At 64.8% G+C, this 13,728-nt stretch carries 14 protein-coding genes and 2 pseudogenes; 10 read left to right on the top strand and 6 right to left on the bottom strand.

Features of this window, described 5'->3' with window-relative positions:
- Positions 1-4 precede the first annotated feature (4 nt).
- Complete coding sequence (locus MXB53_RS02575; RefSeq protein ID WP_248895645.1) at positions 5-1,387, bottom strand: ABC transporter substrate-binding protein; 1,383 nt, start codon at positions 1,385-1,387, stop codon at positions 5-7.
- Positions 1,388-1,524: 137 nt separating this feature from the next.
- Here MXB53_RS02575 and MXB53_RS02570 point away from each other — a divergent pair, with 137 nt between their 5' ends.
- Positions 1,525-2,142, top strand: a complete 618-nt coding sequence (locus MXB53_RS02570; RefSeq protein ID WP_248895644.1) for a DUF309 domain-containing protein — start codon at positions 1,525-1,527, stop codon at positions 2,140-2,142.
- Positions 2,143-2,157: 15 nt separating this feature from the next.
- Here MXB53_RS02570 and azf read toward each other — a convergent pair whose 3' ends face one another.
- Positions 2,158-2,946, bottom strand: a complete 789-nt coding sequence (gene azf / locus MXB53_RS02565) for an NAD-dependent glucose-6-phosphate dehydrogenase Azf (protein ID WP_248895642.1) — start codon at positions 2,944-2,946, stop codon at positions 2,158-2,160.
- 87 nt (positions 2,947-3,033) lie between these two features.
- Here azf and MXB53_RS02560 point away from each other — a divergent pair, with 87 nt between their 5' ends.
- On the top strand, positions 3,034-3,369 hold the full coding sequence (locus tag MXB53_RS02560) for a dihydroneopterin aldolase family protein (RefSeq protein WP_248895641.1): 336 nt from the start codon (positions 3,034-3,036) through the stop codon (positions 3,367-3,369).
- 81 nt (positions 3,370-3,450) lie between these two features.
- Positions 3,451-3,861: a DUF5790 family protein gene (locus MXB53_RS02555; RefSeq protein WP_248895639.1), complete on the top strand. Its 411-nt coding sequence runs from the start codon at positions 3,451-3,453 to the stop codon at positions 3,859-3,861.
- Here MXB53_RS02555 and MXB53_RS02550 read toward each other — a convergent pair whose 3' ends face one another.
- Positions 3,862-4,596, bottom strand: coding sequence for a creatininase family protein (locus MXB53_RS02550; protein WP_248895638.1), 735 nt, complete (start codon positions 4,594-4,596; stop codon positions 3,862-3,864).
- A 101-nt stretch (positions 4,597-4,697) separates the two neighbouring features.
- Between MXB53_RS02550 and MXB53_RS02545 the strand changes: the two genes are divergently transcribed.
- Positions 4,698-6,608 carry a hybrid sensor histidine kinase/response regulator gene (locus MXB53_RS02545; RefSeq protein WP_248895636.1) on the top strand — a complete coding sequence of 637 codons (1,911 nt, stop codon included), beginning with the start codon at positions 4,698-4,700 and terminating at the stop codon, positions 6,606-6,608.
- A 1-nt stretch (position 6,609) separates the two neighbouring features.
- On the opposite strand, the pseudogene MXB53_RS02540 reads toward MXB53_RS02545, so the two are convergent.
- Positions 6,610-7,521: pseudogene (locus tag MXB53_RS02540) on the bottom strand (ABC transporter ATP-binding protein); the annotation flags it as partial.
- Positions 7,522-7,587: 66 nt separating this feature from the next.
- Here MXB53_RS02540 and MXB53_RS02535 point away from each other — a divergent pair.
- The 6 genes from MXB53_RS02535 (at position 7,588) to MXB53_RS02510 (ending at position 12,107) form a co-directional block, all read left to right on the top strand.
- Entirely contained in the window at positions 7,588-8,178 is a 591-nt protein-coding gene (locus MXB53_RS02535) for a phage replisome organizer N-terminal domain-containing protein (protein ID WP_248895635.1), read from the top strand.
- Between the two features lie 2 nt (positions 8,179-8,180).
- A complete protein-coding gene (locus MXB53_RS02530; protein ID WP_248895633.1) occupies positions 8,181-9,185 on the top strand; it encodes a tyrosine-type recombinase/integrase in 1,005 nt (334 codons plus the stop codon).
- A 1,037-nt stretch (positions 9,186-10,222) separates the two neighbouring features.
- Complete coding sequence (locus tag MXB53_RS02525) at positions 10,223-10,396, top strand: hypothetical protein (RefSeq protein WP_248895632.1); 174 nt, start codon at positions 10,223-10,225, stop codon at positions 10,394-10,396.
- An 88-nt stretch (positions 10,397-10,484) separates the two neighbouring features.
- Complete coding sequence (locus MXB53_RS02520) at positions 10,485-10,754, top strand: hypothetical protein (RefSeq protein WP_248895631.1); 270 nt, start codon at positions 10,485-10,487, stop codon at positions 10,752-10,754.
- Positions 10,751-11,452, top strand: coding sequence for a hypothetical protein (locus MXB53_RS02515; RefSeq protein ID WP_248895630.1), 702 nt, complete (start codon positions 10,751-10,753; stop codon positions 11,450-11,452). The genes MXB53_RS02520 and MXB53_RS02515 overlap by 4 nt, the downstream gene beginning before the upstream one ends.
- Before the next feature lie 397 nt (positions 11,453-11,849).
- Positions 11,850-12,107: a hypothetical protein gene (locus MXB53_RS02510; RefSeq protein ID WP_248895629.1), complete on the top strand. Its 258-nt coding sequence runs from the start codon at positions 11,850-11,852 to the stop codon at positions 12,105-12,107.
- Between the two features lie 268 nt (positions 12,108-12,375).
- Here MXB53_RS02510 and MXB53_RS02505 read toward each other — a convergent pair.
- Positions 12,376-13,383: pseudogene (locus tag MXB53_RS02505) on the bottom strand (ABC transporter transmembrane domain-containing protein); the annotation flags it as partial.
- Positions 13,384-13,450: 67 nt separating this feature from the next.
- Positions 13,451-13,726, bottom strand: a complete 276-nt coding sequence (locus MXB53_RS02500) for a DUF7538 family protein (RefSeq protein WP_248895628.1) — start codon at positions 13,724-13,726, stop codon at positions 13,451-13,453.
- Positions 13,727-13,728 lie beyond the last annotated feature (2 nt).

Raw genomic sequence — 13,728 nt, 5'->3', positions numbered from 1 at the left:
TCAGTTACTCCATTCCGGTGTTTTCGCGGAGGGTCGATGCGGTCTGGTCGATGGCCTGGTCGATGCCCATGCCACCCTCGGTCGCGTCGTAGAACATCTGGCCGAGCTGGAAGGAGGTGAACGCCGGCGAGGCGTAGGGGTTCGCCGGCTCCGTCTCCGCGGTGAACGGCGCCGTGCTGTCCGAGAACAGCGCCTCGCGCTCGCTCTGGATCGTCTCCTCGTCGAAGTTGTCGTTGAGGTAGTCCCAGCCCTCGCGGTACGCCGAGCCCGGCTCGTACCAGCTCTCGAAGATCGGAATGTTGTGGAAGCGGAGCGCGCGGGCGTACTCGACGAGTCGCTCGCCGGTCACCATGTACTGCACGAACTCCTTTGCGCCCTCGGGATTGGACGAGCCTTGGACCAGCGCGTATCCGGTCGCGGCCGAGTTGCCGAGATGTCCGTCACGGTTCGACGTGTTGTACGGGTTCGAGACCCGCTTGGTCGCGTCGGCCCACGGGCGGTCCTGGCCGATGGACTGCGTTTTCGGTCGGCCGCCGGAGTACAGCGCCGTGGCGGTCGTCCCGCCGGCGTAGGACTCGTAGATCTCTCCCCAGTCCCAGTTGGTCGCCGTCGGCGAGTATTCGACCATCTGCTGGGCGCGTTCGAGCACCTCGCGGACGCGGTCCCGGTTCCCGCCGGAGTCGATGGCAACCTCGACGGCGTCGCCGTTGCGCATCGCGACCTGGGCGTCGTTGCCCCAGAGCCGGTTCCACGCGTGATACGAGCCGTACACGGTCGCGGCGGTCGTGTAGCCCAGTCCGTAGAGGTCGTTGTCGGCCTCCGTGATCGCCTGGGCGGCCTCCCGCTCGGCCTCCCACGTCGTCGGCGCGTCCAGTCCGAGTTCGTCGTAGATGTCGGTTCGGTACCAGTTGTTCGCCAGCGACGCGACCGCCGGCACCAGGCGGTGCTCTCCGTCGTAGACGAACCCGAACTTCTCGGGAATGGCCTCCTCCGCCTCCTCGACGGCCTCGATGACGTCGCCGACGGGTCGGAGGATGTCCTGCGTGGCGTAGGCGCCGATGCGGAACTGCTCGGCGTTGATGATGTCCGGCGGGTTGCCGGCCTGGATGAGCTGGCTCACCCGCTGCCCGTAGTCACCACCGATCTCGGTGAATTCGATATCGACCGGGATGTCGCGCTCCGCCTCGAAGTCCTCGGCGAAGCCACGGAGCATCTCCTTGAACTGCGGCGAGTTGTTGTTGGAGATGTACGTGACGGCCTCGTTGCTGGAAGAGCCACCACCGAAACACCCTGCCAGTCCGAGCGTCATCCCTGTGGCGCTGGTTGTCGCCAGGAATCGTCGTCGAGATACCCTGCCCACCGTCCCTGTCGAATCTTCACTCGACATAGTTTCTCCTCTATATTCGAGATACAAAACCGTTTATCACGATTAACCCCGTCTATTATGTGGGTCCCGGCACCGCACACCGGACGAGCAACGGGTCGACGCGGCGTTTTTCCCGTTCGAGGCCCCAGTCTCAGCGCATGGACGCGTCGCTCCGCGCGGGCATCGCCCTCTACAACGACGGCGAGCACCACGCCGCCCACGACGCCTGGGAGGACCGATGGCTCGACCTGGAGCGCGACACCGCCGACGAGCGGTTCCTCCACGGCCTCATTCAGTTCACCGCCGCCGTCCACCACGCCCGGACGCGCAACTGGAGCGGCGCGACCGGCCTCGCGACGAGCGCTCGCGACTATCTCGCCGACCTTGAATCATCGTATCGCGGCGTCGACATCGCGGCCGTTCGGCGCTCGCTCGCGACGCTCGCCGCCGATCCGGCAGTCATCGAGCGCCGTCGACCGCCACCGCTTCGATTTGAGGGACAGGTGCTCGGCCTCGCCGACCTGCGCTTCGACGCGGCGGCCGTCGCCGCGGTGGTTCTGGCCGAGGCGTACGACTACGACGTGGCGACCGTCGACCGCGCCATCGAGTTCGCCCGCGAGGAAATCGCGGGCGGCGAGCGAACGCAGTTCACCGGCCTGGTGCTGTCGTTCGTCGCCGACGGCGACGCGCGGGATCTGGTCTACCAGCGCCTGACGGAACACGTCGATCGGCGGGAGCGGGAGTATACGGATGTCGAAGGGCTGTTCGAGGGCTGAGGACCTCTCCTCGGCTCACGCCCCGTCTTTCGGCTCGCCCGCCAGCGTGTACTCCGCCGAATCGTCCTGTGGCTCGTAGCCCAGCACCGCTTTCGCACGGTCGATGGAGTAGTACTTGCGCTCGTTGTCGGAGACGCCGTAGACGATCTCGTAGCCGTAGTCGGCGCGGATACACCGATCGAAGAGATGGGCGCAGTCGCGATGCGAGAGCCACATCGCCTGCCCGCGTTCGTAGTTGCGCGGCGGATGCCCCTCGGTGAGGTTGCCGATGCGGACACAGACGACGGCGAGGCCCTCGCTGTCGTGGTAGTAGCGCCCGAGCGTCTCGCCCGCGGCCTTGCTCACGCCGTAGAGGTTCCCCGGGCGGGGCAGTTCCGTCCCGTCGAGGCGGTAGTCGTCGTCCGTGCGGTACATTTCGGGCGTGCGCTCGTCGGTTTCGTAGGCGGAGACGGCGTGGTTCGAGGAGGCGAAGGCGACCTTCTCGACGCCCGCGTCGACGGCCGCCTCGAACACCGTCTGCGTGCCGTCGATGTTGTTTTCGAGCACCGAGTTCCACGGCGCCTCGGGCCGCGGGTCGCCCGCGAGGTGGATGACGGCGCCCACGCCCTCCATCGCGTCGGCCATCGCCTCGTCGTCGGTGATGTCCGCGACGACCACGTCGTCGTCGTCCACGCCCGGCGGGAGACGATCGCTCGACAGCGGCTCCCGGTCGAGCAGTCGCCACTCGTGGGCGTCGGCGATCCCGTTCAGGATCGCCTGCCCGACGCGCCCACCCGCGCCAGTCAGTAACACCGGGTCGTCCATTCGGGCAGTACTGGGGCGACCGAACCCAAGTAACAACCGATTCTCCGCGACGACAGACCTTACCACTGGGGGGGCCGACGCTCCCCTATGGCCACCGACGCCCAGCACGCCTGTTTCGAGGCGGGCATCAAGTTCGGATCGCTCTATCACCAGTTCGCGGGCACGCCGGTCTCCCCCGACAGCGCCGCGAGTCTCGAACGCGCGATGGCGGAATCGATCGAGAACCAACCCTTCTGTGAGTCGGTGTCGGTCGATATCGATGTCGACGCCCTCGCCGACGCGGCCGACGACCACGGCTACGTCGAACTCACGGGGCAGTTCATGGAGGTGCGGATGCGCATCGAACGCGAGGGCGTCGTCGTCCACGCCGAGATGTCGATGGTGGACGGCTACCCGCTGATGCAGCTCGTCGAGGTCGAGTAGGCCCGTTCGCGGGCCGAACGGTCGCATTTCACTTTCACTTTCGGGCGTGCGTTTAACTCACACGGCAGCGAACCCCCGTGTATGAGTCAGACGACGCTCGGCGACGACGAACTCTTCGGCGAAGCGGCAGACGAGATGCGCGCGGATGTCGAGGAGCATCTGGACGCGGCGCGGGCGGAACTGCCGGACGCGGCCGACGTGTGGGAGACCGACGCCGACAACGTCCTCGGCGTGTTGAACGGCCTGCGGTCGGCGCTCGACGCCGGCGACGCCCGCGAGCATCTCCGCCAGGCCAAGAAGTGGTACACGATGGGCGACCGTGCCGACGCCTTCGACCAGGCCGACGACCTCGCCGACGCCATCGCGGAACTCGAGACGCTGATCGCGTCCATCGATGACGCCCACGAGGACGTCAGCGACCTCACGAACGCGGTGCCGGAGCTCCGCGGCACGCTGGAGGACCTTGCCGACGGGGACGGGGACGCGGCGTAATCACCGCTCGGGCAGGTCGCGGTTCGCGACGGCCGTCAGCAGTCGATCGAGTGCGTCCGCCGCCAGATCCAGCAGTTCGTCACCCAGTTCGGCGTCGCCCGCGCTGGGGTCGCCGACCACGCCGTTTTTCGTGAACTCCGCCGAGTCGTGCGCGAGGTTCGTCCCCGTCCCCGGCACCCAGTCGCCCCAGCCATCGCTCGCGCCGTCGCGTGCGGCGCCGACCCGATCCTCCCGCACCAGTTCGGGGCGGGTCGCGCGCAGGAGTGCCGTCTCCAGTGGCCCGCCGTGACCCATCTCCGACCCGTGGTCGCCGACCGCCTCGAACCAGGTAAAGGGGACGGCGTAGGCGTCGTCGTGGCGGGTGATGGTCGCCGTCACCTCGCCGAGGGCGGAGATGTTCCCCCCGTGACCGTTGACGACGACGACCCGGTCCAACCCGTGGTGGGCGAGGCTGCCGACCACGTCACGGACGTAGCTGCGGAACGTATCGGGCGACACCCAGAGCGTGCCGTCGAACGATCGATGTTCCTCCGCGACGCCGACGGACACCGTCGGGGCGACGGCCACGTCGCTCGCGTGGCGGTCCGCGCCCGCCTCGGCGACGGCCTCGGCGTGGTAGGCGTCGGTGCCGAGCGGCGCGTGCGGGCCGTGTTGTTCGGTGCTTCCGACCGGCAACAGGGCGAGGTTCGTGTCGGTGTCGCGGACATCGGTCCAGGTCGCGTCGGCGAGATGCATACCGGGTGATCGGTGGCGGAGAACTTCAACGCCCGGCTACCCCGTGTCACCCGTTACCATTAGGTCGCTCCACCGTCCATACGTGGCTGAGCGCAACCAGAATGACCGACGGCACAGCCACGTCCCACGACGCACCCGGATCGGTCCGCGTGCTTCACGTGGATGACGACCCCGATTTCGCCGAGCTAGCGGCGACACTGCTCGAGCGAGCGGACGACCGGATCGCTGTCGAGGTGGCGACGAGCGCTCGCGAGGGACTGTCCCGACTGGCCGCGGACGATGTCGACTGTGTCGTCTCCGACTACGACATGCCCGGAATGGACGGGATCGCTTTTCTCGAAGCCGTTCGGGCCGAGTATCCGGACCTCCCCTTCGTCCTGTTCACTGGCAAGGGAAGCGAGGAGGTCGCCAGCGAGGCGTTCTCCGCGGGGGCGACGGACTACCTGCGGAAGGGGTCGGGGACCGAACGATACGAACTACTCGCCAACCGCGTTCGGAACGCCGTCGAAGCCCACCGGTCCCGGCGGATGCTCCGCGAGCGAACGCGCCGTCTGGAGACGCTGATCAGCAACCTCCCGGGCGTCGTGTACCGGTGTCGGAACGATCCCGGGTGGCCGATGGAAACCGTCGAGGGAGAGGTCGAGGCGATCACCGGCTACACCGCTGCGGAACTGGCGCGTGGCGACGTGACGTGGGGCGAGGAGGTGCTCCACCCCGACGACCGCGAGCCGATCTGGGAGACCGTCCAGAACGAACTCGACGCCGACGGTACGTTCGAGGTCACGTACCGGATCCACACCCGGGACGGCGCCACGAAGTGGATGTGGGAACGGGGGCGCGGCGTGTTCGAAGACGACGACGCTGACGAACCGGTGGCACTGGAGGGGTTCATCACCGACATCACCGACCGCAAGGAGCGCGAGCAGGAACTCGAGCGGCGGACCGAAGAGTTGGAGGCGTTGACCACCCGCCTCGAAGAGCAGTACCGGTATCTCTTCGAGGAGTCGCCGGTGATGGCCGTCGTCACGCGCGTCGACGACGGTCGTCCGATCGTCGAGGACTGCAACCGGCGGTTCGTCGAGACGCTCGGCTACGAGCGGGACGCCGTCGTCGGTGAGGAACTCGCCCAGTTCTACACGGCCGACTCCCGGCGACAACTGCTACAGGAGGGCGGCTACGAGCGCGCGCTCTCCGGCGAGTTCCTGCGCGAAGACCGGGAGCTGATGACCGCCGACGGCGAGACCGTCGAGGCGCTGTTGCGCGCCGTCCCCCGGCACGACGCCGGCGACGAAATCGTCGGGACGCTCGCGCTCTACGTCGACGTGAGCGAGCGGAAGGAACTGGAACGCGAGAAAGAACGGCTCCAGGAGTTCGCCAGCATCGTCTCCCACGACCTGCGGAACCCGCTGAACGTCGCCCAGGGCTGTACGGAACTGGCTCGGGAGGACTGCGAGAGCGAGCATCTCGACACTGCGATCGACGCCCACGAACGCATGGGCGCGCTGATCGAGGACCTCTTGACGCTCGCCCGGAGCGGCGACGACATCGACGAACTGGTGTCGGTCGACCTCGCGCCCCTCGTCGAGGACTGCTGGACGAACGCCGTGACCGACGACGCGACGCTCGTCGTCGAGACGGAGCGAGCCATCCGCGCCGACCGGAGCCGTCTCCGCCAACTCGTCGAAAACCTCGTCGTGAACAGCGTCGAGCATGGCTCGACTGGCAGTCGGATGGAATCCGACGACGCCATCGAACACGGTGGCGACGACGTGACCGTCACCATCGGCGAGCTCGACGACGGGTTCTACGTCGCCGACGACGGTCCCGGCATCCCCGAGTCGATGCGGGACGACGTGTTCGACGCCGGCTACTCGATGTCGGACGAGGGCACCGGCTTCGGACTGCGCATCGTCGAACAGGTCGCTGATGCGCACGGTTGGACGATCAGCGTCACCGACAGCGCCGACGACGGCGCGCGGTTCGAAATCCGTGGCGTCGAGTTCCTCTCCTGAGCTAGTCGGTCTGTGACCCGCGGCGCGTCGCCCGCTCGACGAACTCCTCGGGCAGGTCGTCGATTTCGCCCGCCTGCACGCCCCAGAGGTTGGCGTAGAGCCCGTCCACCGCGAGCAGTTCCTCGTGGGTGCCGCGTTCGACGACGCGGCCCTCGTCGAGGACGACGATCCGGTCGGCGTCTTTCACCGTCGAGAGGCGGTGCGCGATGACGAACGTCGTGCGGTCGGCGGTGAGGCGGTCGAGGCTCCGCTGGATCAGCATCTCCGTCTCGGTGTCGACGTCACTCGTTGCCTCGTCGAGGAGCAGCAATTCGGGATCCTTGAGCATCGCCCGCGCGATGGCGAGACGCTGGCGCTGGCCGCCCGAGAGCTTCACGCCGCGTTCGCCGACCATCGTGTCGTAGCCGTCGGGCAGGTTCGTGATGAACTCGTGGGCCTCCGCGGCTTTCGCGGCCTCGACGACCGCCTCGTGGCTCGCGTCGAAACTGCCGTAGGTGATGTTCTCCTCGACCGTGCCGTAGAACAGGAACGTCTCCTGACTGACGTAGCCGATGGCGTCGCGGAGGCTGGCGAGAGTCACCTCGCGGATGTCCTGGCCGTCGACCCTGATCGCCCCCGAATCAACGTCGTACATCCGAAGGAGGAGTTTCAACGCCGTAGACTTCCCAGCACCGGTCGGGCCGACCAGTGCCACCGTCTCGCCGCCCTCGGCGACCAAGGAGACGCCGTCGAGGATGGTGTCGTCGTCGTAGCCGAAGGTCACGTCGTCGTACGCGACGCGGCCCTCCGCCACGGTCAGTTCCGCGGCGTCCGGACGCTCGTCGATGCCTGCGTTCTCGTCCATCAAGCCGAAGATGCGGGCGGCGGAGGCGTACGCCCGCTGGTACATGTTGATGATCTGCCCGAACTGCGCCTTCTCCAAGAACTGTGTGTACGAACCGACACACACAAGTGACTGGGGTTAGAAACGGGGAGTGTAATGAGCGAACGCGTGAATCTCCGCGTACCCGAAGCCAAGAAGGAAGACTGGGACAGCCACGTAGAGGAATCCGACGTGTACGACAATCGCAGTCAGTTCATTCAACACGCGGTTGACCAACAGATACAGCGGGACAAGGGCGTGGGTGGCGACAGTACCGCTCAGACGGCTCAGACGGGCGCGAGTACGGAGCGGGTGGATAAGTTGGTGGAGACGGTCGAACGTATGTCGAACCAGATTGAGACGCTTGAGGACAGCGTAGAGGACGCTACGCGGGCTATGACCGCGGGCGGTGGGGTTGATGAGGAAACCACTACGGAAGTGTGGTCCGCCCTCCCCACGGCTCCCGAACGCGCTACCACCGCGGAGGGGATAGCGGAGGGGTTGGACACGGACCCCAACACTGTCCGCGTGGCCCTCGAAACCCTCCACGACAAAACGGGGTCCGCGGTGGAGAAGCGTGAGATACAGCAGATTGAGGAAGGCGACGGGACCACCACTGTCACGGACCACCAAGGGCGGACCCTTGAGATAGAGGACACGGGGACCGCGGTCAAACGTCGGAATCCTCTTTGGTGGAGGCGTGAGTAACGATGTCACTGGATAATATGGACACGTCCGACGTGGCGGAGGACCCCATAGAGCGGTTCAAACAGCGGTACGCCAGTCAGAAATCCGACTCCACCGCGGAGCGGTACACTACCCACCTTGAGCGGTGGCGGGACTGGTTGGAACTCCGCGAGAAGGACGTAGAGAACGTGGCGGAGGACGTAGACGCCCGTCCCGCGGACGTGGAGGGCGTGACCGCGGGGGACGTGGAGGACCACTTAGACGATATGTACGCCAGTGGCTACGCGGAGAACACTGCTAACGGGGCGCGGGCGGCTATCTCAGCCTTCTACCAAACCCTCCGCCAGTTCCGACGGAATCCAGCGGACGCGGACCATATCGACCGCTCTTGGTCCGCTACCACTCTAATTAAGGAGAAAACGCGGGACCCCGTGAAGTACCTCCCCAAGGAGGACGTGGAGGCGTTAGCCGATAACGTCCCGTCGCCAGTCCCTCGAAACGCCCTAATCGTCCGCCTACTCTACGCTACGGGCCTTCGACGTGGCGAACTGTGTAACCTCCGTGTGAAGGACGTAGACCGTGACAGTCAGACTATCGCGGTTTGGACGGAGAAGGCGGGCGACTCTCGAAAGGTCCCGTATCCCGACTCACTCCGCCAGCAGATAGCGAACTGGATGGACGTGGGGCGCGGAATGGTCTACGGAGCGGAGGACAGTGAGTACCTCTTTCCCACCCGCCAGAGTGACCGCATATCGGGCGAGACTGTCCGCTACTTAGTCACGAAAGCCGCGGAGGAAGCGGGCCTTCAAGAAGTGTACGGGACCGACGTGGAGGGCCGTGAGCGGGCGCTAATCACGCCTCACACGCTACGACACTCCTACGCGGTTCAAGCGGCCAAGAACGGTATGCGCGCCCCCTTCCTTCGGGACCTACTCGGCCAGCACGACATTAATGTCACTGAGATATACCTTCAAATCGCCAGTGAGGACGCGGTAGACGCGGGCAAGGAACACGGGCCGACTATCTGAGCCGCCCACTACGCCGTACTCAGACGCTCTTTTGCCGTTTGTAGCCGACTCAACCACCCAAGCCGCCACGTATCGACGGAATCGCTCAGACGGGAACCGCGGTCTTTGGATTTGAGTTGCGTGTGGGGTAGGGGTAGCGTGGACTAAGCACCGCCCCCGCTCTACCGCTCAGTATCAGCAGTCTCAAGCCGTCTCTGTCGGGTGGGGGTAAAACGCCTCTACGGCCCGTCTGTGGTGGGTAGAGACGCCGACGGGCCAATATCGGGGTGGCGGCCCGTGTCTGAGAGCCGTGACTCAAGCATAACTCACGGTCATATTGGCGGCCCCACAAACAGCGTGAGAGGCGGCTCAAGCGCGTTCGGTATCTCGCCCGTGGTTGGGCCGCGTTCGGCTACGGACGGGCGTAGGCGGGCGCACAACGCGCGCAACCCGGTCACGCTGGTTGTAGTACCGCACGACTACCAGCGTGGAGATTATTACACGGACGTATATATTTGCGCGCGTAAGAAGTGATACGGGCGTGTTACGGCCCGTACCGCCCGCTATCAGACGCCTTAGCCGATTCCATCTTTTCGGAATACCTACTTTCCTGACATAACCACAGCGGGCGGTCGTGGCGGGCGGCTATGCGGGTGGCTGGCATACTCCCGTCCCGCTCACGGCGGCTCGCGTTCTCAACCGCCCCCGCTGGCGGTGTGTTGGCCGATTGACGTGTCCTCGAATCGGGCGGCCGTTACCCGCGTACCCGCCCCTAATCCCGAATTGTGACTTCTACGGCCTTTGCGGGGCTTCTATCGGCTATTTTGTCCTTACGCGCCCGCGCCTGCGCGCAAGCCAAGGCGGTTCCAGTTATTAACTTGGTTCGGAGAATTATTAACTGTTTGCCGACACACATCCGACCCCATATCGCCTTTCACGTAAGCGCGGCCCAAATCGCCGTGAGTTACGGCGTGGGGCCGTCTATCTGTTGCTCAAGCCGATAGGGGCCGTGTCCCGAGAGTTGTGGGGACACTCGTCAGTACGGTATAACTGAGACGATGAGCGAACGACGAGACGCGGAACTACGGATTAACGAAAAGGACCGAGCGGCCATCAAAGCCGCCCGAAACGAACACTTCGACAAATCCACCGCCCTTGGATTTGTCGCCCGCTACGCCTGCGAGCAACTGGCGGAGGACAGTGAAGGCGATAGCGGAGGGGTCCGCCTATGAACGACCGACTCGGCTACACCGAGGCGGACGACCCCACTGGCGACGGTGAGGATTCTGTCAAATACTTTATCGAACTGGAGGGCGACGAATGAGCGAACTGGAGGTACTGGATACGGCCGTGTCGCCACTGAGCCGTGTGGAGTTTTCGGCAGATGGGCGGGTGGAGTATGACGACGGCCGTCTACGGTGTCTCTACCCGTCTGAGAAGGACACCACTGAGTTCGTTATCGCCGTGTTTCGGTACGCCGACAGTAACACGGTCGAACTCCCCGAGGGCGCGGTAGTTCTCAGTGTCGGGGAGGGCGTGGTAGTGACCGCTGTCCCATCTGACGCCTACGGTGTGGAGGGTGAGGAATGACGGACCTACACCCCGACAGTGTGGAGGCGGCCCGTGAGCGGGGTGGAGCGGCCGCGGAGGACCGCCCCGAGAGTATCACTGAGGCGGTTGAGCGGGCGGAACTCGGCTACGGCGACGGTGAGCCGCTGGTTGGTGAGTCGTACCAAGACTACCCCTCTCGGGAGGAACTGAGCAACCCCGACCGTGGGGAGTTCCTTCGGGACCTTCTCGCCCACCCCTTGGTTGATGGACTGGATACGGCCGTGGAGGAAATGACGGGGGCGGGCGACAGTCCGACCCTCCGTAAGTGGCTCAGTACCGTGGAGGCGGCCAGTGAGGCGCACAGTCTCGACGTGGACACTCTCACGGCCAAGGGTGGGGACCAAGGGGGTGGCGATACGCTCACGTCCCTTCTCGGCTACGAGCCGCCCGCGGACGTGGTACACCGTGACAACCCCGTGTTGGTGGCGGAGTTGTATACCCTTGGACTGTCCGTTGCGGAGATAGCCGACACCCTCACGCCAAGGGTGGAGGGTAGCGTCAGTGAGGGCCACGTTCGGGATATTCTCAAGACCGCAGGGTTACTGAAGGGTCGTACCCGTGACGAACAGCAAACGGCATTCGAGGACAAGGACGGCCGTATCGGTGGGACCACCTTCGACCGTTCGGAGGGTGGCGACAGTAATGGCCTTACTGTGAACGCCGAAGACTTCGCTTAGGACCGTCTGACAACCCTCTGCGGCTCTTTTTACGTTAATTCAATATCCCTTAGCCGAGGGTATAGCAGTGGCTCACTGGTATTGAGTAACACGAAAACGGTTAGAAAAAAGGAAGATGTCCAGAACGACAACGACAGTGGTGGTTGACTGGCTGACAGGCAACCACTGTGTGGTCATCAGAGCGGGCCGACAATCTCCCGCCCCTCTCAGTTATACCGTACTGACAAGTGTCGGGACGGGCGGCTCAGGCGCGTAGCCGTACTGCGGATAGCGAGGGACCGCAGGGACCGCCTCGACACGCGGGGCGGTGTGGTAACTTATTTCATAGTCTGACTTATTCTACTGTATGATGCCAGATACGAAACAGGATATACACGACTTGTGGGCGGATACTCCGATGACAGAGGACGATTCAATCGTTACCCAACACGTTAAGAATTTTATGATATACGCGGTTGGAATCGGGTTACTCACGGGAATTGTGAACGTGATATTAGGGGCGGCTCTTGGCGTGATTGGGGCGATAATCGCCCTCCCGCTCAATCTGTTTGTAGCCTACAAGGTCGTCACGAAACTGTTTACTGAGGTGGATAATCTGGTTGCCCGACGTATCCGACGGCGGGAGGGGAACCTTGCTGAGAATCTGAGCAAATAACTAATTTTGAGGCTCAGACACGGGTGGCGGGGCCGCTCATATATGCGCGGATTGTTCCGACACACCGCCCGCGGACACCCACCCCCTACCCAGTGAGGAACTGAGGACCGTCTGTTGTAATCTTCACGGGGGGAGTCGTACCGCCTTCGGGCGGTTATGGGCGTGGCGCGAGAAGTGGCGCGTGGCTTACATATCAGATTGGTAGAGTAGTCTGGCGCGTTCGGGCCGTGAATCCGCCCGTACTGTGTGTACGATACGACACACGTTGCTTTCCGAACTGCGCCATCGGCCAGATGAACCGCTGGGTGTAGAGGATGAACGTGACGAACTCGCCGGGGCGCAGGGTGCCGGTGAAAAACCAGGGTCCCTCGCCGCGGAACACCCAGAGACCGCCGACGGTGAACGTGAGCGCGAAGCCGATGCCAGCGAGTATTCGGAGGGCCGGGAAGAACTTGATCCGCGTCTCGATGGCGTCCCAGTTGGCGTCGAAATACTCCCCGCTCACCTCCTCGACCCGGTCGGCCTCGTAGGCCTCCGTGTTGCTCGTCTTGATGACCTGGATGCCGCCGAGGTTGTTCTCCAGTCGGGAGTTGACCTGCCCGACCGTCGACCGCACCTCCGCGTACTTCGGCTGGATGTTCTGCACGAACCGATAGGTGAAGACCGCGATGAGCGGGACGGGCGCCAGCGCCACGATGGCGAGTTGCGGGTTCATCCAGAGGAGGAACGCGGCGATGCCGACGACCATCACGCCGAGACGGAACGCCGAGTTCAGGCCGTCGTTGAGGAACCGCTCCAGGCGGTTCACGTCGTTCGAGAGCACCGACATCATCTCCCCCGTCTGCTTATCGGAGAAAAAGGTCATGTTCAGTCGCTGCATCGCGTCGTAGGTGTCGGTCCGGATGTCGTGCTGGACCTCCTGAGCGAACCGGTTCCAGCCCCAGTTGCGCACCCAGTGGAGGGCGGCCCCGCCCAGAAACGAAATCAGGACGATGCCGGCGGTCAGCCAGAACTGCGTCTCCGGATCCGTCGGGAGCCACGCATCGGGCACCAGCGGGAGGGAGAACGGGCCTTCGTCGAGAAAGACGGCGTCGACGGCGATGCCCAGCATCAGTGGCGGCAACAGGTCGAGCAGGCGGGCGAGCACGCTCGCGACGACGCTCACCGACAGGAGTCCGGGGCGGCCGCGGCCGTACTCGTCGAACAAGCGCCGCATCGGGTTCGCCGTTCGCTCACGCTGTCGCTCGAAGGGGTCGTCGTCCGCGGGGACGTCCATCACCCACTCTCGGTGGTCGGCAGGCAAAAGGCTGACCCGTCGGCGACGCGCCGCCCCGACGGCCCGCTCACAGCGACCGCGCTTCGACATCGGGGTCGATACCCGCCGCGTCGAGGTCGATGCGGACGCGCTCGCGGAGGGGGTCCGGCACCGTCTCGCGCCCCACCGGCACCGCCGTCTCGCCGTCGCCTTTCACCTTCCAGTAGAGGACGCAGTCGCTCGGCTCGTAATACTCGACCGCGTACCGCTCGGTTTCGCCGCGGTAGTGCACCCGCGCGGCGAACCCCTCGGCGCGCCACCCCTCCTGCTCGGCGAGCGCGTCGACCGACGACCACTCGTTCATGG

This window comes from Haloplanus sp. XH21 (genome assembly GCF_023276355.1).
Lineage (GTDB): Archaea > Halobacteriota > Halobacteria > Halobacteriales > Haloferacaceae > Haloplanus > Haloplanus halobius.
This window is presented reverse-complemented; position numbering and strand designations above follow the sequence as displayed.